General features: G+C 70.6%; 23 protein-coding genes and 1 pseudogene. 8 read left to right on the forward strand and 16 right to left on the reverse strand.

The features are described 5' to 3' along the window. Positions 1-83: 83 nt before the first annotated feature. The 4 genes from AB0I10_RS14410 to AB0I10_RS14425 all read right to left on the reverse strand — a co-directional run bounded on the left by AB0I10_RS14410 (position 84) and on the right by AB0I10_RS14425 (position 2,852). Positions 84-428 carry a DUF2516 family protein gene (locus AB0I10_RS14410; protein ID WP_363152759.1) on the reverse strand — a complete coding sequence of 115 codons (345 nt, stop codon included), beginning with the start codon at positions 426-428 and terminating at the stop codon, positions 84-86. A 248-nt stretch (positions 429-676) separates the two neighbouring features. After that, positions 677-1,273 (reverse strand): hypothetical protein, encoded by a 597-nt coding sequence (locus AB0I10_RS14415; protein WP_363152760.1) that lies wholly within the window; start codon positions 1,271-1,273, stop codon positions 677-679. A 33-nt stretch (positions 1,274-1,306) separates the two neighbouring features. Further along, the gene (locus AB0I10_RS14420) at positions 1,307-1,753 is read right to left on the reverse strand and encodes a helix-turn-helix transcriptional regulator (protein WP_363152761.1); all 447 of its coding nucleotides are present in this window, start codon (positions 1,751-1,753) and stop codon (positions 1,307-1,309) included. A 142-nt stretch (positions 1,754-1,895) separates the two neighbouring features. Further along, positions 1,896-2,852, reverse strand: coding sequence for a putative protein N(5)-glutamine methyltransferase (locus AB0I10_RS14425; protein WP_363152762.1), 957 nt, complete (start codon positions 2,850-2,852; stop codon positions 1,896-1,898). Positions 2,853-3,342: 490 nt separating this feature from the next. Here AB0I10_RS14425 and AB0I10_RS14430 point away from each other — a divergent pair, with 490 nt between their 5' ends. The 6 genes from AB0I10_RS14430 (at position 3,343) to AB0I10_RS14455 (ending at position 6,538) form a co-directional block, all read left to right on the forward strand. Further along, on the forward strand, positions 3,343-3,762 hold the full coding sequence (locus AB0I10_RS14430) for a hypothetical protein (RefSeq protein WP_363152764.1): 420 nt from the start codon (positions 3,343-3,345) through the stop codon (positions 3,760-3,762). Continuing rightward, complete coding sequence (locus tag AB0I10_RS14435; RefSeq protein ID WP_363152765.1) at positions 3,759-4,124, forward strand: transcriptional regulator; 366 nt, start codon at positions 3,759-3,761, stop codon at positions 4,122-4,124. Before AB0I10_RS14430 ends, AB0I10_RS14435 begins: the two co-directional genes overlap by 4 nt. A 248-nt stretch (positions 4,125-4,372) precedes the next feature. Then, a complete protein-coding gene (locus AB0I10_RS14440) occupies positions 4,373-5,359 on the forward strand; it encodes an aldo/keto reductase (RefSeq protein ID WP_363152766.1) in 987 nt (328 codons plus the stop codon). A gap of 37 nt (positions 5,360-5,396) precedes the next feature. After that, positions 5,397-5,561: a hypothetical protein gene (locus AB0I10_RS14445; RefSeq protein WP_363152767.1), complete on the forward strand. Its 165-nt coding sequence runs from the start codon at positions 5,397-5,399 to the stop codon at positions 5,559-5,561. 78 nt (positions 5,562-5,639) lie between these two features. Next, positions 5,640-6,053, forward strand: a complete 414-nt coding sequence (locus tag AB0I10_RS14450) for a VOC family protein (protein ID WP_363152768.1) — start codon at positions 5,640-5,642, stop codon at positions 6,051-6,053. A gap of 242 nt (positions 6,054-6,295) precedes the next feature. Next, positions 6,296-6,538 (forward strand): hypothetical protein, encoded by a 243-nt coding sequence (locus AB0I10_RS14455; RefSeq protein ID WP_363152769.1) that lies wholly within the window; start codon positions 6,296-6,298, stop codon positions 6,536-6,538. Here the strand turns inward: AB0I10_RS14455 and AB0I10_RS14460 are convergent. Together AB0I10_RS14460 and AB0I10_RS14465 are read right to left on the reverse strand one after the other, a co-directional pair. Continuing rightward, on the reverse strand, positions 6,520-6,879 hold the full coding sequence (locus tag AB0I10_RS14460; RefSeq protein WP_363152770.1) for a helix-turn-helix domain-containing protein: 360 nt from the start codon (positions 6,877-6,879) through the stop codon (positions 6,520-6,522). The two genes, AB0I10_RS14455 and AB0I10_RS14460, sit on opposite strands and share 19 nt — an antisense overlap. 114 nt (positions 6,880-6,993) lie before the next feature. Then, positions 6,994-7,407 (reverse strand): VOC family protein, encoded by a 414-nt coding sequence (locus AB0I10_RS14465; RefSeq protein WP_363152771.1) that lies wholly within the window; start codon positions 7,405-7,407, stop codon positions 6,994-6,996. Between the two features lie 169 nt (positions 7,408-7,576). On the opposite strand from AB0I10_RS14465, the gene AB0I10_RS14470 reads away from it, so the two are divergent. Beyond that, positions 7,577-8,185: a TetR family transcriptional regulator gene (locus tag AB0I10_RS14470; protein WP_363152772.1), complete on the forward strand. Its 609-nt coding sequence runs from the start codon at positions 7,577-7,579 to the stop codon at positions 8,183-8,185. An 18-nt stretch (positions 8,186-8,203) separates the two neighbouring features. On the opposite strand, the gene AB0I10_RS14475 is transcribed toward AB0I10_RS14470, so the two are convergent. From AB0I10_RS14475 to AB0I10_RS14495, 5 genes and pseudogenes are all read right to left on the reverse strand, one after another. Beyond that, positions 8,204-8,776: an NAD(P)H-dependent oxidoreductase gene (locus AB0I10_RS14475; protein ID WP_363152773.1), complete on the reverse strand. Its 573-nt coding sequence runs from the start codon at positions 8,774-8,776 to the stop codon at positions 8,204-8,206. A 119-nt stretch (positions 8,777-8,895) separates the two neighbouring features. Continuing rightward, a complete protein-coding gene (locus tag AB0I10_RS14480) occupies positions 8,896-9,327 on the reverse strand; it encodes an ankyrin repeat domain-containing protein (RefSeq protein WP_363152774.1) in 432 nt (143 codons plus the stop codon). A gap of 161 nt (positions 9,328-9,488) precedes the next feature. Beyond that, positions 9,489-10,757 (reverse strand): annotated as a pseudogene (locus AB0I10_RS14485) (GNAT family N-acetyltransferase). Between the two features lie 117 nt (positions 10,758-10,874). Further along, entirely contained in the window at positions 10,875-11,870 is a 996-nt protein-coding gene (locus tag AB0I10_RS14490; RefSeq protein WP_363152775.1) for an asparaginase, read from the reverse strand. Positions 11,871-11,922: 52 nt separating this feature from the next. Next, a complete protein-coding gene (locus AB0I10_RS14495) occupies positions 11,923-12,468 on the reverse strand; it encodes an ABC transporter substrate-binding protein (RefSeq protein ID WP_363152853.1) in 546 nt (181 codons plus the stop codon). A 399-nt stretch (positions 12,469-12,867) separates the two neighbouring features. On the opposite strand from AB0I10_RS14495, the gene dtd reads away from it, so the two are divergent. After that, positions 12,868-13,293, forward strand: coding sequence for a D-aminoacyl-tRNA deacylase (gene dtd, locus AB0I10_RS14500; RefSeq protein WP_363152776.1), 426 nt, complete (start codon positions 12,868-12,870; stop codon positions 13,291-13,293). A gap of 89 nt (positions 13,294-13,382) precedes the next feature. Here the strand turns inward: dtd and AB0I10_RS14505 are convergent, their stop codons facing one another. Genes AB0I10_RS14505 through AB0I10_RS14525 form a run of 5 tightly spaced genes read right to left on the reverse strand, consistent with a single transcriptional unit; the run spans position 13,383 to position 17,707 of the window. After that, positions 13,383-14,363, reverse strand: a complete 981-nt coding sequence (locus AB0I10_RS14505) for a folate-binding protein (RefSeq protein ID WP_363152777.1) — start codon at positions 14,361-14,363, stop codon at positions 13,383-13,385. Positions 14,364-14,404: 41 nt separating this feature from the next. Next, on the reverse strand, positions 14,405-14,842 hold the full coding sequence (locus AB0I10_RS14510; protein ID WP_363152778.1) for a transcriptional repressor: 438 nt from the start codon (positions 14,840-14,842) through the stop codon (positions 14,405-14,407). A gap of 22 nt (positions 14,843-14,864) precedes the next feature. After that, entirely contained in the window at positions 14,865-15,881 is a 1,017-nt protein-coding gene (locus AB0I10_RS14515) for an ABC transporter substrate-binding protein (RefSeq protein ID WP_363152779.1), read from the reverse strand. Between the two features lie 12 nt (positions 15,882-15,893). Then, positions 15,894-16,664, reverse strand: a complete 771-nt coding sequence (locus tag AB0I10_RS14520) for an ABC transporter ATP-binding protein (RefSeq protein ID WP_363152780.1) — start codon at positions 16,662-16,664, stop codon at positions 15,894-15,896. After that, on the reverse strand, positions 16,664-17,707 hold the full coding sequence (locus AB0I10_RS14525) for an iron ABC transporter permease (RefSeq protein WP_363152781.1): 1,044 nt from the start codon (positions 17,705-17,707) through the stop codon (positions 16,664-16,666). Before AB0I10_RS14525 ends, AB0I10_RS14520 begins: the two co-directional genes overlap by 1 nt. Positions 17,708-17,827 lie beyond the last annotated feature (120 nt).

Consider the following 17,827-nt stretch of genomic DNA (forward strand, 5'->3'; position numbering starts at 1 on the left):
CTGCTGTTTACCGACCACCGTCAGGGGCCGTTCACCGGCCACCGTTGCAGGGGCGGTCTACCGGCCACCGTTATAGCGGCGTCTTACCGACCACCGTTATAGGGGCCGTACGGGCCGTCCGAGCTGGAGCCGCCGCGGCGCGGGCCGCGGCCGCCGCCGGCGACCTGCCGGAGCGCCGGGCGGACATCGACGGTGTAGACGATCACGGCGATCATGCCGATGATCGGCAGGAACATGTCGAACGGCAGCAGGAAGAGCAGCGCCGTGGCGATGACGAGGAGAATCAGCCACATGCCCTTGGTCTGCTTGTCGGCGGCGCGGTAGGCGTCCTCGCGGTGCACGGCCGCGTCGATCAGCATCACGGCGGCGTACACGCCCAGAGCGAGCTGCAGATAGCCCAGAAAGTTCTGGAACCCGTAGATCAGCACACTTCCACCGCCCGTTATCGGTCTTCTCGGTACTTCGTCCCGCTGGTCTGCATTGGCCCTGATTGGTCCTGCGTGGTACCGGTCCTACTCGGCCCCACCGTACCTGGAGGCGGACCGTACCCGGAGGCGGACCGTACCCGGAGGCGGACCGTACCCGGAGGAACGGACCGTAACCGGAGAACGGGCCGGACACGTGAAATGTGCCCGGCCCGCCCGTTGCCCGTCAGCTCAGCGAGCCATGACCGAGGTCACGTCGCGGACGGCGGCGGGGTCTTCTTCGCCGCCGGCTTGCGCGCCGCGTTGGTCCTCTTCGCCGCGACGGGCTTGCCCTCGGTCATGGTCCCGTTCGCGGGCGCCGGCACCGGCTTCGTCTCGTCCTTCTCCGCGTCCTTCGCCACCGGCTCCGGCTCGATCGCGACCGCGAGCTCCTCGGCCTGGTCGGCGGCCTGGCCGCGCCAGGTCTGCACGGCGCCGCGGCCTCGCTCGGCCAGCTCGTCGTACGTCTCGCGCGCCCGTACGGCAACCTCGGCGGCCCGGCCCACGCCCTGCAGCGCCAGCTCCTGCGCCTGCTCGCGGAACTTCTTCAGGTCGCCGTCGAGCGAGCCCAGCAGCTCGTTCAGCTTCTCCTGGGCGTCCTTCGCCTGCTTGGTGACGCGCTCCTGGACGTCCTTGGGGTCGGTGGCCCGCACGGACTCGAAGCGCTTGGGCGCCTCGATCCGGATCTTCTCGACCAGCTGCGGCACCTCGCCGAGCTTCTCGGCGGCCAGGTCGGTGGCACCGGCCAGGGCGTACAGCGGGGTCGTGTCCGTCAGGACCTTGCGGAGGTCATCGGTGTTGATGGCCATGACGTTATTCCTCCTGGAAACGAAATCGATTGCTCAGGTGGCGTGCGGGCCGCCGTCGGCCTCTGCCTCGTGGGAGTCCGTACCGCGCCCGTCCTCATGCCCGCTCGCAGCGCCGCCCTCGCCGCCGCTCCCGAGCCCGTTCTCCTTGCGGAAGGACTCGTAGATCTGCAGCAGGACCTGCTTCTGCTTCTCATTCAGCGACGGATCGGTGAGGATCGCGGTCTGCACCTCGACCCCGTCGGGCCCGTGCCGCTCGTCGAGGATCCCGGCCTGGACGTACAGCGTCTCGGCGGATATCCGCAGTGCCTTGGCCAGCTGCTGCAGGATCTCCGCACTCGGCTTGCGCAGGCCGCGCTCGATCTGGCTGAGATACGGGTTGGACACCCCGGCGGCATCCGCGAGCTGCCGCAGGCTCAGCTGCGCCGTGCGCCGCTGCTCCCGCAGGAACTCGCCGAGATTGCCGACGTTGAGTGATGCCATGTGTCGATAGTGCATCCCGGTGCTAACTTTTGCAAGCAAGCGCTAGCAGGAGTGGCGGCGGGGGCGGTGGTGCCCCCGTGTGGGCACCGACTCGCCCCGCGGGGCGCCGCAGCGGCTGGCCGCCTCTGTAGACCTAGTAGACCTAGAGGGTGTTGCCCGCTTCCTGGCTCTGGGCTGTCTCGCTGTGAGCGGCGGGCCTGATGCCGGCTCTGGTGCCGGTCCCCGTGCCGGTGCTGATGCCGGTCCTGGTGCCGGTCCTGGTACCGATGACGACCGTGGCGTAGAGCTCGTCGTCGCCGGCCACCTGCGGGATCAGCCCGTTGCGGGTGAAGGCTTCGACGGCCTGTGGTGCCTGGCGCTCGCTTGTCTCGACCAGCAGATGGCCACCTGGCGCCAGCCATTCCGGCGCCGCCGCGGTTACTCGCCGCAGAACGTCGAGTCCGTCCGCGCCGCCGTCGAGCGCCACCAGTGGCTCGTACTCGCGCGCCTCCGGGGGAAGCAGCCCGACCTCTTCGGTCGGTACGTACGGAACGTTGGCGACCAGGACGTCGATGCGGCCCCGGAGGCCGGCGGGCAGCGGGCCGAAGAGGTCGCCCTCGTATACCTCGCCACCGGCGGCGGTGATATTGCGGCGGGCGCAGCGCACCGCGGCGGGTTCGATGTCCGCGGCGTGCAACTCGACCCGGCCCAGGGCCGCGGTCAGCGCGGCGCCCACCGCGCCGGAGCCGCAGCACAGGTCGACGACGACGGGCCGCGGCCGGCCGAGGGCGGCGGCGAGGCCGACGGCCTGCCCGACGAGGAACTCGGTGCGGCGCCGCGGCACGAAGACCCCGGGATCCACGGCTACCCGCAGGCCGGCGAACTCGGCCCAGCCCAGGACGTGTTCGAGCGGCAGGCCGATGACGCGCTGTTCCACCATGGCGGCGAGTTCGGCCGGTGTGCGTGCTGTGGAGATGAGCAGCTCCGCCTCGTCCTCGGCGAAGACACAGCCGGCGGCGCGAAGCCTGGTGATGACGGTGGAGCGGGAGAGAGCCGAGGGGTGCGGCGGGGAGTGCGGTGAAGGGTGCGGCGGGGAGTGCGGTGACTGGATGGTCGACATGTGAGCCTTTCGGGACGCCGATCGGCGCTCCCCGGATCACGTCTGTCGGTTGGTCACCTGCGTCGGGCGGACCGTACGGACGTGAGACGGGAGCACCTGCCTGGTCTGGCGGGGAATCGGTCTCACCTCCTCGGTCGGTCCACTGCTGGAGACGGCAACACTACCTGACCTCGGACGATGTGCACAGACGAGCTTTGCGGCGGCCACGGCCGCTCCATGACGCTGCGTCAGTTTGTCGTGGTCGAGGTGGTCGAGGTGGTCGAGGTGGTCGAAGCGGTCGAAATGGTCGGTCCATCGCCGCTCGCGCTCGGGGCTACTGGTGTGTGCTATCGGCAACTCACCGTTCTGCTGCGGGTGTTGGGGTGCGTTCGGTCGTGCGGATCCGCTCGGTGTGCCTCGGCTTGCGAATGGCTGGAAAGTACTTGTCGAAGTGGAAAGTACTTGTCATGCTTGAGGGTGTAAGGATCGGCCGGCAAGGGGGAGGACTGGCGTGTCCGACTACGCCTCGAAGGATGCGGCGGCCGCACTGGCCCGCGCGCAGGAGTTGGGATCCACCGTTCGGAACGGATCCAAGTGGCATATCCGCTACCAAGTGATCTACGGATGCGCGGCTGCCGTCACGGTGCTCGCGATCGGGCTGCTGAGCCATCCGTACGGTTTGGCGGTCGGTATGGGCATCTGGGCTCTCGCCCTCACGGGGCTGTCGGTGTATGCGGCCCGGCAGCCCGTTGCCCGGCGAGGATCCACCCGCCGGCTCAACGGCCTGATCGTCGTGTGGGGGCTGCTCCATGTCGCCGTGCTGTCCCCGGGGCTCATCTGGTTCGAGGGCGTCGCGGCGTGGTGGGTCCCCGGCGCGTTGGTGGTGGCGCTTCCCAGCGTGATAGGCGGTTACTTGGAGGCCCGACGGTGAGTGATCCGCGCTCTGGAGTTCATCCGAGCACTGGAAGCCGTTCGCGCGCCGGAGCCCATCCGCGTCATGGGCTCGACGAGGTGATACACGCGCCGGTTCGCTTCTCCATCGTGGCGACCCTGGCGGCCGCCGACAAAGCCGAGTTCGCGTTCGTCCGGGACGTGGTCGAGGTGAGCGACTCGGTCCTCTCGCGGCAGGTCACCACCTTGGAGAAGGCCGGCTATGTCGCGGTCACGAAGGGGTACGTCGGGAAGCGTCCGCGTACCTGGCTCGCCCTCACCGAGGACGGCCGGTCCGCCTTCGCCGCCCACTGCCAGGCTCTGCGGGCGATCGCGGGAGGCGACGCCCGCGACGACGGCTGACGGTGCCGGAGAAGCCGCGCCGCTGAGGGTGGACGGAGGTGGTGGCTGCCGGTATCTGCGCTGTGCCTGCCGGTGTGTGCCGTTCGCTGGTGGCGGGCTCGGACTTCTGCAGCGGGGCGACGGGCGGGTGACGCTGGGCGGCGTTCGGTGCGTTGTTGACTTGGAGTGTGCTCGAACTCCTAACGTCTGAAGTGTGATTCCGGGAAACGTCCGGATTCATTCGCGGTACAGCGCCAGGAGGTAGCAGCATGACGGAGATTCCCACGCGTCACCTTGGTGGGCTGGCGGTTTCGGCGCAGGGGCTCGGGTGTATGGGGATGAGCCATGGATACGGGGACGCGGACGACGAGCAGTCGATCGCGACCATCCACCGGGCGCTCGACCTCGGAGTCAGCTTGCTGGACACCGCCGATTTCTACGGGGCGGGGCACAACGAGGAACTGATCGGGCGGGCCATCGCCGGCCACCGGGACGGGGTGGTGCTGGCGACGAAGTTCGGGTTCGCCAACCGGCTCGGCGAGCCGACCGCGATCCGGGGCGACGCCGCATACGTACGGCAGGCCTGTGATGCGTCGCTGCGCCGGCTCGGCGTCGACCACATCGATCTCTACTACCAGCACCGGGTCGACCCCGACGTACCGATCGAGGAGACCGTCGGTGCGATGGCCGAGCTCGTCACGGCCGGCAAGGTGCGGTACCTCGGGTTGTCCGAGGCGAGCGCGGTGACCCTCCGGCGGGCGCATGCGGTGCATCCGATCGCCGCCCTGCAGAGCGAGTGGTCGCTGTGGACCCGCGATCTGGAGCATGAGATCGCGCCGGTGTGCCGTGAACTCGGTATCGGCCTGGTGCCGTTCTCGCCGCTCGGGCGCGGTTTCCTGACCGGGCGGTACACCTCGGTGGCCGGGCTGCCGGAGTCCGATCTGCGCCGGACCCAGCCGCGGTTCGCCGACGGCAACCTGGAGCAGAACCTCGCCATCGTGGAGCAGCTGAACGAACTGGCCGCCGAGAAGGGCGTCACCGCCGGACAGCTGGCCCTGGCCTGGGTGCAGTACCGCGGGGACGATGTGGTGCCGATTCCGGGTACCCGCCGGGAGAAGTACCTGGAGGAGAACCTCGGCGCGCTCTCCGTCCGGCTGACCCCCGATGAGCTCGCCGAAATCGACGCCGCGGCACCGGCCGGTCAGATCGCCGGGACGCGCTACGACGAGGTGAGCATGACGTTCGTGGATGGGTGATGGCCGGCGTGCGCTCCCCGGGGGTGATGAGGGTGCCGTGCAGGAGTACGGCGAGGAGTTCGTCGGCTGTCCGGGTGGGGCCGGTCACCCGAGTGGGCGTCAGGAGTGGATATGGCCTGAGCTGAGCTACCTCCCGCTGGTGGTGACGGTGGTGCTGTGGCGGGCGATGCTCCACCCGGCGCGTCCGCTGTCCGCTGCCTAGACTTCTTCCGGGCGCGACAAGGCCGGCGGCTGCCGCCGCTGTCCGTATCCCGTCGCCCGTACGGAAGGGCGGCGCGCCATGGACTGGAAGCTTGAACTGGTGCCGGTTCCGGTGTCCGACGTGGACCGGGCCAAGCACTTCTACAGCGAGCAGGTGGGTTTCGCCGTCGATCACGACACCCGCATCGGCGAGGACGTACGGATTGTGCAGCTGACGCCTCCCGGGTCGGGCTGCTCGATCGTCATCGGTGCGGGTACCGGCGTCGAGGCGGCGGAGCCGGGGTCGGTGCGCGGGCTGCAACTCGTGGTGTCCGATATCGCGGCGGCCCGCGCCCAGTTGGTGGCGCACGGAGTGGCGGCCGGTCCGGTGCAGCATGTCGAGAACGGGGCGATGGCCGACGGGCCCGGCGAGCCATGGAACTCGTTCGTCTACTTCAGTGACCCGGATGGGAATGGCTGGGCGTTGCAGGAGCGACCCGCCGAGGAGCGATGACGCTCCTCAATTCCGGTTGCGATGCCCTGATTCCGGTCCGGTTGCGGTGCCCTCAATTGCGGTTGCTCGCCATCGTACCGATGCGGTTGCATTGGAACGATGGTGGCCGCGAGGGGCGTGGTGGACCGAGACGGGAAGGGTGAGGCGCGATGACGGGGATCGGTCAGGGGGGCGGACGGGGCGTCAGTCAAGGGATCGGCCAAGGGAATGGTCACGGGATCGGTCAGGGGGTCGATGAGCGGGTGGCGCGCGCGAATGACGCGTTGCAGGCGTACGCGGTGGTCGAAGGGGGCTGGCGGCAGACGCCGAGTCAGAATCTCCAGGACCTCCTGGTGGACCTGATGCAGTGGTGCGACGCCACGCAGCATGGGTTCGAGCGGGCGCTGGGTGCCGCCCGTGAGCGATACGCCGGGGAAGGTGCGGGCGGCGGGTGCGGCGGAGGCAACCGGGTTGCCGGCGGCGGGGGTCAGCTGTCCGCCGGGTGACGTTGGGGGTAGGTGGCCTCCAGGTCTGTCATGTGCTCCCGGCCCCAGGCGCCGAGCGGGGCCAGCGCCTCGTTGAGTGAGGTGCCGAGGCCGGTGAGCGAGTACTCGACCTTCGGTGGGGTTTGGTCGTAGACCTCGCGGTGCACGATGCGGTCCGCCTCCAGCTCGCGCAGCTGCTGGCTCAGCACCTTCTCGCTGATCTTCGGCAACTCCCGCTTCAGCTCGCCGAACCGCCGCGGCCGCTCGGCCAGCGCCCACAGCAGCAGGACTTTCCACTTCCCGCCGATGACGTCCACGGCGGCGTCCAGGCCGCATTCGTACGGACCCTTGCGTGTGCCCATGTGTCCCCCTGAGTGGTGTTGCGACAGCAAGTATCAACCGAGGTAGGAAGCATCGGCCGGGACAGGAAGCATTCGGCCGGGGCGCAAGTATCGGACGGGAGTGGGCTCCTGGGCTCACAGTCCCTGCGCGGCCATCCATTCCGGGTCGGGGTCGATGGTCTGGAGTACCTCGATCAGGGTGCCCTCGGGGGCCCAGACGTTGAAGCGGCGCTGGCCCCAGGGCTCGTCGCGCAGGGGCTCGGCGATGGTGACGCCCTTGGCGCGCAGGGCGGCTTCCTCGGCCGCGGCGTCCGTGACGAGGAAGCCGAGGAGCGTGCCCCCGGTCTCCTGGGTGCGGAAGTCCTCCGGCATGGCCTCGTGTCCGCGCTGGGTGAAGTCGAGGGTGTAGTCGGGGTGTTGGGGGTGCTGGAGGCTGGCGTACCAGCCCAGTTCGACGAGTGGCCGGAAGCCGAAGTGGTCGACGTAGAAGCGGGTGCTGGCGGCCACGTCGTCGGCGAGCAGGGCGGTGCCGAGTTTGGCGAAGCGCATAGTTGTCCTCTCTGTGTGCAGCTGTGTGCGGTCGTTCGCCACGCCATCGCTGCAACCGGGTAAGGACTCTAGTTGTAGTACTTTAGGTGTAGTGGTTGCAAGGGATTTCGGATTCCGGGTGGATTTCGGATCCGCAGCCACGTCGGTCCGGACGGAAGAGGGAGACGGCATGGTGCGTAATCCAGAACGGCGTACGGCGCTGGTCGACGCCGCTATCGAGGTACTGGCGCGGGACGGCGCCCGGGGGTTGACCTTCCGCGCCGTCGACGCGGCCGCGGCGGTGCCCAACGGCACCGCGTCCAACTACTTCACCAGCCGGGACGATCTGCTGGCCCAGGTCACCGGGCAGATCCACCAGAGCATCGCGCCCGACCCGGACGAGGTGACCGCGGTGATGGCGGCGCCGCCGAGCCGGGCGCTGGTGGCCGAGCTGATGGGGTGGATCAACCGCCGGGTGACCGAGCACCGCACCGGCTATCTGGCGATGCTGGAGCTGCGCCTGGAGGCGACCCGGCGCCCCGAACTGCGGGCGGCGCTGACCCGGGTCATCCGAGAGACGCTCGACGAGGACATCCGCTTCCACCTGGAGAGCGGGCTGCCGGGCGACCGTACCGCCGTACTGCTGATCTATCTCGCGATGACCGGGCTGATGCTGGAGCAGCTCACGCTGCCGGGGGTGGTTGCGGCCGAGGAGACCGACGGCCTGATCTCCGCGCTCGTGGACCGCACGATCGGGTTGGACGGCAAGGGGGAGGCGGAGGGGGGCGGCGGGGAGTGAGGCGCGCCCGGCCGCCCGCTACGCGCCGTACGGCCGGGCCGTGCGGGCCTCCCGCAGGGCCACCGCCCACCACGTCAGCTGCTTGAGCAGGGCGTCGGCGGCCTCGGCCGCCGGGGCGGGGTCGTGCAGCCGGCCCTCGTCGTCGAAGAGGTTCCCGGCGAGCGCGAAGCTGACCGTCTCGCGCACCGTCACGGCATGCAACTCGGCGAAGACCAGCCGCAGTTGCTCGACGGCGCGGAGCCCGCCCGAGATCCCGCCGTACGAGACGAAGCCCACCGGCTTGGCCTGCCACTGCCGGTGCAGCAGGTCGATGGCGTGCTTGAGGGGCGCGGGGAAGGAGTGGTTGTACTCCGGAGTGATCACGACGAAGGCGTCCGCCTCGTCGACGCGTTTGGCGAAGGAGGCGTATTCCTCGCTGCCGTAACGGAGTTGGTAGGGGCGGACGGTGTCCAGGTCGATGACGTCGACGTCGACTCTGATGTCCGGGTGGTTTTCGGCATGCCGGGCGAACCAGTTCGCGACGACCGGCGCGAACCGGCCCTCCCGGGTGCTGCCGACGATCACTGCGAGGGAGTAGCGGCGCTCGGACATGTGAGAGGCCCTTCGTGGCGTGAGTGCATGAGCGGCGGATGCGCCGTCAGGCCCTGACGCTAGGAGCTCAACCAAACTTCAGGTCAAGCCTCCGCGAGCCCGCCCCTCGCCCTCGCCCGTCACTCCTCGCCGAACTGCCTCAGCAGCTCCGTCTTCTGGAACATCCGCGCCGTCTCGATCGCCGACGGCGTCCCCTTCGACGGGTCCGCGCCATGCGCGAGCAGCACCTTGATGACCTCGTCCTCACCCTTGAAGACCGCCCCGGCCAGCGGGGTCTGCCCCCGGTCGTTGGCGCGGTCGGGGTCGCCGCCGCGCTGGAGCAGGGCCTCCACGGTGGTCCCGTGGCCGTGGTATGCGGCCAGCATCACCAGGGAGTCGCCCTTCTCGTTCGTCAGGTTGGCGGGCACGCCCGCGTCCACGTACGCGGCGACCGTGTCCGTGTCACCGTGCCGCGCCAGGTCGAACACCTTGGCCGCGAGCTGCAGTACCTCGGGGTCGTGGGCGTGCTCGATCGCCTCGGGACCCTTCGGCTCGGAATTCGCGTCGCTCATGGTCGCCGGCCTCCTGCTGTGGTGGGTGATGCACTCTCTCCTCGCCACTTTATGCAGGCCATGGTCATTGGGGCAGCGCCCGCGCGCCCCTACGGGAAACCCGCACGGGAAAGCCCAAGGCGAAAGCCCCGCGGGCCCCTCGGCGGAACGCCATGGCAAGCTCAGAACATATCCGGGCACCAAGGTCGCCGCGCCGTATGCAGCAGCGCATCCGCAGTGGCGACCGCCCCCGCCCGCTCCTCGCTGACCTTGCCCAGCGCCGCCACCGGGACGCGGGTGCGTCTCCCAGATAGAGAGCGGCCAACTCGCCCACATCCAGAGCGAGTTCGGCGGATCGAGTGGTCGGCGTGCAGGTGGCGCCGTCCGGGCCGGCGTCCAGCAGGAAGCGGCCGCCGGCCAGCCCGGCGCGGTCCGCCACCTCCAGGACGAGGGACCCGGGCACCGGATAGGTACGCGCCTCCAGCAGGCGGGGGACGTCCAGCGGGCGCAGCCACAGGAAGTCGGAGTGGTCCTTGACGGCCGCCGCCCGCGGGTCGCCCAGGAAGTGCAGCAGCAGATCGTCGGGGCCGCGGTGGCCGGTGTCGACGTGCAGCACCCAGTCGATGGAGCACAGGAACTGCCACAGCGCGCGCTCGGCGGCCGGCGTGGTCGCGATGAGCCCGTCGACGCGTGCCGTGTTCTCCGGCCGCATGGCCTCCCAGCGATCCTCGACGGTGAAGTCGGCCAGGCCCTCGATCTCGCCGGACGGGGAGCGGTAGACGGCGTGGTGCGGCTCGGTCCACGGGGAGCTGGGGAGGCGGACGGCGCCCGTTGTCCGCTGCCACCACGCGGCGGAACGGGAGACCGCGCCCGGCACCCGGGCACGGAAGCGGTCATGGAGGCCGGGGCCGAACCCGCGGACCTCCTCGGAGGTGGCGAAGTCGATCCGGCCGCCGCACTCCGGAGCGGCGTGCCGCGGGTCGAGCCTGGCCCGGGGCACGTCGATCAGCCAGGACGTGGTCCAGGTCGCCGGGCCGTACCCGAACCGCCCGTAGATCGGGTACTCGGCGGCGATGAGGGTGGAGACGGCGTCACCGCGCTCCTTGGCCCGCCGCAGGTCGTTCTCCACCATCCGGATCAGCAGCCCGCGGCGATGGGGGCACCTCCCATGCCCTTAAGGCATGGGGGAGGGTGGGGGAGACGGTGACGCTCGTGACGGCGTCGGCGGGCAGCCGCGCACCGCCCACCACCGTCAGCTCCTGCGCGAAGCTCCGGAAGGTGGCGACGCAGCGCCCGTCGTACGCACCCTGGGTCCGCTCGGGGTCGTAATGCGCGGTGCGGAACGCGACCTCCTCGTCGGAGGCCACCGGCGGGTGCAGAAAGCCCGCCGCCAGCGCCGCGATCCAGTCGCGTAAGTCGTCGTCGCCCACCGTACGGACCTCAAGGTTCATGGTCCGTACGGTAGCTACGCGCCTGTTAAACGGCTGTCAGGCCGCTGGGAAAGGCCGCTGGGAAGGCTGCTGGGACAGGCCGCTGTCGGAAGGCCGCCCGGACAGTCCCGACCGCCGTCAGAAGGCCGCCCGGATCTCCCCGACCCGTTCGCTGCCGCCCAGCAGCGGGGCGTCCTCGATGCGGGCGAGTACGGGGTCCTCGACGCCCATCTCGCGCAGGACGCGGGCCAGGACCGGGCCGAGGGTGCGGGTGGCACCGTCGTCGATCTTGAAGGCCAGGGCGCGGCCGTCGGGGAGGGCCAGCGCCTGGACGGCCTCCGCGCCCATTTTCGACAGGGTGCCGGGCAGCGCCCGCATCAGCCAGGTGTCGGGGCGGCGGGTGCCCGCGACGTATTCGGGGTGGGCGCGCATCGCGTCCGCGACGCGGCGCTCCGGCGTGCCGGGGTCGGCCAGCACGAAGTGCCGGAACGCGCGGGCCAGGCCGGTCAGCGAGAGCGACATCAGGGGCGCGCCGCAGCCGTCCGTGCCGATGTGGGCGACGTCCTCGCCGCTCGCCGCGCGGACGCCGTCGAGCACCAGCTGCTGGAGCGGGTGGTCCTGGTCGAGATACGAGTCGAGCGGCCAGCCGTTGACGGCGCAGGCGGCCAGCATCGCGGTGTGCTTGCCGGAGCAGTTCATGGTGAGCCGGTCGCGTACCAGGCCCGACGCCAGGTAGCGCTCCGTTTCCTGCGGGTCCAGCGGCAGGTCCGGCGGGGTCTGCAACTGGTCGGCGGTCAGATCGTGCTCGGCCAGCATGGTGCGGACGAGATCGAGGTGGAAGGGCTCACCGGAGTGGCTCGCGGCGGCCAGCGCCAGCCGCTCGCCGGACAGCTCCAGGCCCGCCCGCAGCAGGGCCGCGGCCTGCATCGGCTTGTTCGCCGAGCGGGGGAAGACCGGGGCGGCGATATCGCCGAGCGACCGTTCCACGCTGCCGTCCGCCGCGAGGACCACCAGTGAGCCGCGGTGCCGCCCCTCGACGAAGCCGGACCGGACGACCTCGGCGAGGACAGGGGATATGACGGGGGATGTCGCGGGTACCGGGGACTGCTCGGGTATCGGGGTGGGCGAGGTCATCGGCGGCCTTCCGGGGAGGTGACCCGCGCCCCCCGAAGGCTTGTGGCCGTGGTCAGGACAGCAGGTCGTCTACTTGTGCTTCGCCTTCACGGTACCTGCGGGTGATTTCGGCACTGCAATCGTCGGCCATCCGCTGAAGCGACTGACGGCGCCGGGAGACCTGCCGCTCATAGCGGATCAGCCGCCCCATCGCGTCATGCAGCTCCTGGTCCGTACGGGCCGTGAGATCGGACAGCTCGACCTCGCCGAGCATCTCCTCGGCCAGCCGCCGGTACTCCTCGCTGTGCGGCGTCCGCAGCGTCACATGCCGGGCGGAGGAGCGGTGCCGCGAAGGCACATCGGTGAGGATCTCCGGGAGCCGGTCCAGCAGCGGCGAATGCTGCGCGGTCCGGCGGGCGATCTCGGCCCGCAGGATGTCGATCCGGCCCTGCAACAGCCGCCGCAGATAGCTCAGATCGGCCTCTTCCTGCTGTGAGTCGCGCCGTACCATCCGCAGCTCGGGCAGTCCCAGGCCGGACAGGTCCGGCCTCTCGACCGGGTGGAAGCGGTCGCGCTGGTGCGGAGGGCGGGGGTGCTGCGTCTGGCCTGCCTGGAGCATGGAGCCGTCCTCGGTGCGGGTGGGCTCGACGCGAGCCGTCGCCATGGTCGAATTCGCGGTCGTGGTCGTGGTCACGACGGGACCCGGGGCCGCGGTCGTGGTCGTCACGGCGGTCGGCGGCGTGAGAGCGGATGGAGTCGTCTGGGCGGATGGAGTCGTCTGGGCGGGCGGTGTCGTACGGGCGGGTGGTACGGGACCGGGTGTCTGCCCGGAGCCGGCAGTGGTCATGAGCGTTCCGTCCCCTCGTCCGGTGCGGCATCCAGGGCATGTTGTCCGTGGAAGGCCGCACGTGCACGCATCGTGCCACTCTGCGTGGTTCGCGTGCAGGGCCATGGCACCCGAACGGCCGCCGTGGGGCGGCTGTCGGAAGGCCGGTGGTCCCCAGGCATCATGGCGGATATGCGAGCTGTGGTGCAGAGAGTTGACGGGGCACGTGTCGACGTGGCAGGGGAGACGGTCGGAGAGATCGTCGGCGAAGGGCTGTGCGTCTTGGTGGGGGTCACCCACGAGGACACCGCCGAGAAGGCGGCACAGCTCGCCCGCAAGCTGTGGTCGCTGCGGATCCTCGACGGCGAGAAGTCCTGTTCGGACACCGGAGCGCCGCTGCTGGTGATCAGCCAGTTCACTCTCTACGGTGACGCCCGCAAAGGCCGCCGCCCCACCTGGAACGCGGCGGCCCCCGGCCCGGTCGCGGAACCGCTGGTCGACGAGGTCGTCACACAGCTGCGGGCACTCGGCGCCCGGGTCGACACCGGCCGCTTCGGCGCCCAGATGAAGGTGTCGCTGACGAACGACGGGCCGTTCACCGTGCTCGTCGAGATCTAGGCCCTGTCGTCAAACTGGCGCGCGTCCGCAAAGCCCTGGAAGCTGTCCGGTGGATCATGGCCGGGCCCGGCGGAGCCCGCCGGCAGCCGCTACGGCTCGACCACGACCTCCTGCGCCGCCGCCGTCCCGCCCGCACTCAGCTGCGCGTCGGTCGGCACGTTGCGCTTGACCAGGGCGAGGGCGATCGGGCCGAGCTCGTGGTGGCGGGCCGAGGTCGTGATGAAGCCCAGCTGCCGGCCCTCCTCGCCCTCCGAGGCCAGTCGTACCGGTGTGCCGTGCGGCGGCAGATGCACCTCGCTGCCGTCCAGGTGCAGAAAGACCAGCCGGCGCGGCGGCTTCCCCAGGTTGTGGACCCGGGCGACGGTCTCCTGGCCGCGGTAGCAGCCCTTCTGGAGGTGGACGGCGGTGCCGATCCAGCCCAGCTCGTGCGGAATGGTGCGGTGGTCGGTCTCCAGGCCGAGGCGGGGGCGGTGGGCCTCGACGCGCAGCGCCTCCATGGCCAGGATGCCGATCGCCGGGCCGTTCTCGGCCGCGAAGGACTCCAGGCCGGCGCGGGGGAGGAAGAGGTCGCGGCCGTGCGGGGTCTCGCGTACGACGGCGCCTTCCGGCACCTCGGTGATGGAGCCGGCCGGGAGGTGGACCACGGCGAACTCGTCGGTACGGTCGGCGACCTCGACCCGGTAGAAGAACTTCATGCTCTCCAGGTAGGCGACCAGCGTCTCCTGGGTGCCCGGCTCGGTGTGCATCCAGGTCGTCTCGCCGTCGTCGACGAGGTACAGCGCATGCTCGATATGGCCGTGCGCGGAGAGGATCAGCGCCTCCGTGGCACGGCCGGGCTGAAGATCGCTGACGTGCTGGGTGATCAGCAGATGCAGCCAGCTCAGCCGCTCGACGCCGGTGACGGCGACCACGCCGCGGTGTGAGAGGTCCACGAAGCCGGAGCCGTCGGCGAGGGCGCGTTGCTCCCGGAAGAGATCGCCGTAGTGCGCGGCGACGCCTTCGTCGGGAGACTCGGCGGGAACGGCGCCGGGCAGCGACAGCAGAGGGCTGGCTTTCACATCTCGCAGCATGAGGCCAGCCTACGACCCGGCCGCGCCGCCGCCAGGGCGCCCTAGGCCTCGCCCTGTGCGGCCTTCGTGGTGCACGCCGCACAGCGCCCGAAGATCGCGAAATGCTTCATGTCCGTGTCGAAACCGAACTGTTCGCGCAGCGTCGCCGTGAACGGCGCGGCCACCGACAGATCCGCCTCGATGACCTCCGTGCAGTCCCGGCACACCAGGTGGATGTGGTGGTGGCGGTCGGCCAGGTGGTACGTGGGCGCGCCGTGGCCGAGGTGCGCATGGCTGACCAGGTCCAGCTCCTCCAGGAGCTCCAGGGTCCGGTAGACGGTGGAGATGTTCACGCCGCCCGCCGTTTTGCGTACCTCGGTGAGGATGTCGTCGGGGGTGGCGTGTTCCAGTCTGTCCACAGCCTCCAGTACGAGCTGACGCTGCGGGGTCAGGCGGTATCCGCGCCTTCGGAGGTCACGCTGCCAGTCGGTGGTTACCACGCCCCCCAGTGTAGGAGGGCGGTCAGCCCCTTCGTACGTCCCGCAGATAGTCGGCCAGTGCGGTGACGGCGGCGGGATTGCGCGGGCTCTCGACCAGATCGGCGTAATCCATGACGTAGATGTGGTTGTTCTTGACCGCCGAGACGTTCGCGAGGGGCGGGTACGACGTGAGGAACGCCTTCTTCTGCGCGGCGGTGGGGGTGCCGTAGTCGTTGATCACGATCACCTCGGGGTTGCGCTCCACGATGGTCTCCCAGCCGACCGTCGTCCAGGAGTCCTTCAGGTCCTTCATGACGTGGTTGCCGCCGGCCTTGGTGATGATGTCGTGCGGGCCGGCGTACTTGCCCGAGGTCATCGGCTTGTCCTCGCCGCCGTCGTAGAGGAAGACGGAAGGGCGGTCGCCCGCCTTGGGGGCCTTGGCCTGCGCATCGGCGATCTGGTTCTGGTACTTCTTGATCAGCGCGGCGGCCCGGTCCTCCACGTCGAAGATCTTGCCCAGTGTCTCCAGGTCGGCGTAGAGGGCCTCCAGGGGTGGCATCACACCGCGCGAGCTGCCGGTGGTGCCGTTGCGGCAGGACTCGGTCAGGACGTAGCTGCCGATACCGAGCTTCTTGAGTGAGGCGGGGGTGACACCGGTGGCCTCACCGAAGCCGTAGTTCCAGCCCGCGAAGACCAGATCGGCCCTGGCGTCCAGGGCGATCTCCTTGGTGATGGCCTTCTTGGAGAGCCAGGGCGTCGACTCGTACGCGTCCTTCCAGGCCACCGCCTCGATCTTGCCCCGGTAGGAGGGCATCACATAGCCCGCCATGTGGTCCTCAAGGCCGAGCGCGAACATGATGTCGGCGATGCCCACGTCGTTGGTGACCACGCGCCGGGGCGCCTTGTCGTACGTCGTCTTGACGCCGCAGTTCTCGATGGTGACGGGGTAGTGGCCGGAGCGGGCCGGGGCGCTCTTGGCGTCGGAGGAGACCTGCGCGCCGCAGCCGGTGAGGGCGGCGAGCGAGAGGGCGGTGAGCAGTACGGGGGCGCGGCGGGGCATGGCGGCTGGTCCTTAGGGGCTGAGGCGGTCGAACAGGAGCTGTACGGCGCCGGATTCGGGGTGGCGTACGCGGTGCGCGCGGACGCCGAAGACCTCGCCGAGCAGCTCGGGGGTCAGGACGTCGTGCGGCGGGCCCGAGTCGACGATCCGGCCGTGTGCGATGACGTAGAGCTCATCGCAGTGCACGGCGGCCAGATTGAGGTCGTGAAGGGCGGTGAGCACGGTCAGCCGGCTGTCCCGGACCAGTGCCAGGACCTCCAACTGCTGGGCGATGTCAAGGTGGTTGGTGGGCTCGTCGAGCACCAGCACCTCGGGCTCCTGGGCCAGCGCGCGGGCGATCAGCACCCGCTGCTTCTCGCCGCCGGACAGGCTGAGAAAGCCCCGTTCGGCCAGATGGTCCGCGCCGACCCGGGTCAGCGCGCGCCCGCACACCTCGGTGTCCGCCGCGCTCGCCCGGCCCGAGCCGCGCTGATGCGGCAGCCGCCCCATCGCGACGACCTCGGCGACGGTGAAGTCGAACTCCGTGGACGCCTCTTGGGGGAGCGCGGCCAGCCGCCGGGCGCCCTCGCGCGTGTCCATGGCGTGCAGGTCCGCGCCGTCCAGCCGCACCGTCCCCGCGGCCGGGCGCAGCGCGCGGTAGACGCAGCGCAGCAGGGTGGATTTGCCGCTGCCGTTGGGGCCGACCAGTCCGACGAGCCGCCCGCTGCCGGCCTGCAGCGCGATGTCGTGGACGAGGCGGTTTCCGGCCACCTCGACGCACAGGTCCTCGATGTCGATCCGCATCAGGCGCCGCCTCCGAAGGTGTAGCCGCGCCGCCGCATCAGCAGGACGAAGCAGGGCACGCCGATCACGGCGGTGAGCGCGCCCACCGGGAGTTCCACGGGTGCCAGCAGTACGCGGGACAGCAGATCGACCCACACCAGCAGCACCGCGCCCAGCAGCGGCGCGACGGCCAGCACCCGGCGGTGGTCGGCGCCGACCAGCATCCGCGTCACATGCGGCACCATCAGGCCCACGAAGCCGATCGCGCCGCTGACGGCGACCACCGCGCCGGTGACCGCCGCGGCGACGACGAACAGTTCACGGCGCAGCCGCTCCCCGTCGACCCCGAGGGCGGCGGCCGTCTCGTCGCCCATGGCCAGTGCGTTCAGCCGGCCCGCGGAGAGCAGCAGATATGCCAGCGCGGCGGCCACCGCGGCCGCGGCTATCGGCACCGAGCCCCAGCCGGCCCCGCTCAGGCTGCCCAGCAGCCACATCATCGCGGAGCGGGCGGCCTCGCCGCGGTCGGCGGTGAACACCATGAGGGTGGTGATGGCGGAGAAGCCGTAGTACATGGCCGAGCCGGTGAGGACCAGGCGCAGCGGGGTGAGCCCGTGGACGGTGCGGGCCGCCGCGTACACCAGCACCATCGCGATCAGCGCGGAGACGAACGCGGACACCGACAGTGCCCAGACGCCGAGCGTGCCGAGCGCCCCGAAGAGGAGCACGGCGTTGGCGCCGACGGCGGCGCCGGAGGAGATGCCGAGGACGAAGGGGTCGGCGAGGGCGTTACGGACCATGGCCTGTACGGCCACGCCGATGGCGGAGAGCCCGGCGCCCACGACGGCGGCCAGCACGGCCCGTGGGAAGCGCAGCTCCCACACGATGGTGTAGGCGGGGACCTCGTCGGGCGCGATGGTGCCGCCGGTCAGCCCGGCGCCGAGATAGCGCAGCACCTGCGGCCAGCTCACCCCGGCGGCGCCGAGGCCGACCCCGCAGAGCAGGGAGCCGAGGAGGGCGAGGGAGAGCGCGGCCGCCAAGGGGGCGGTACGGGCGGGGGGTGCCAAGAGGAGCCTTCGGCTCGGGCCGCGTCCATGCGGAAAGGAGCGGCGGCCCGGAGCGCCCCCAGCTGACGCTGAGCGGGGGTCCCCCCAGCGCCGGCCGGGGGAGTGCCCCCAGGCAACGGC

Origin of the sequence: Streptomyces sp. NPDC050636, assembly GCF_040654775.1 — a bacterium.
In the GTDB taxonomy this organism is placed as follows: Bacteria; Actinomycetota; Actinomycetes; order Streptomycetales; family Streptomycetaceae; genus Streptomyces.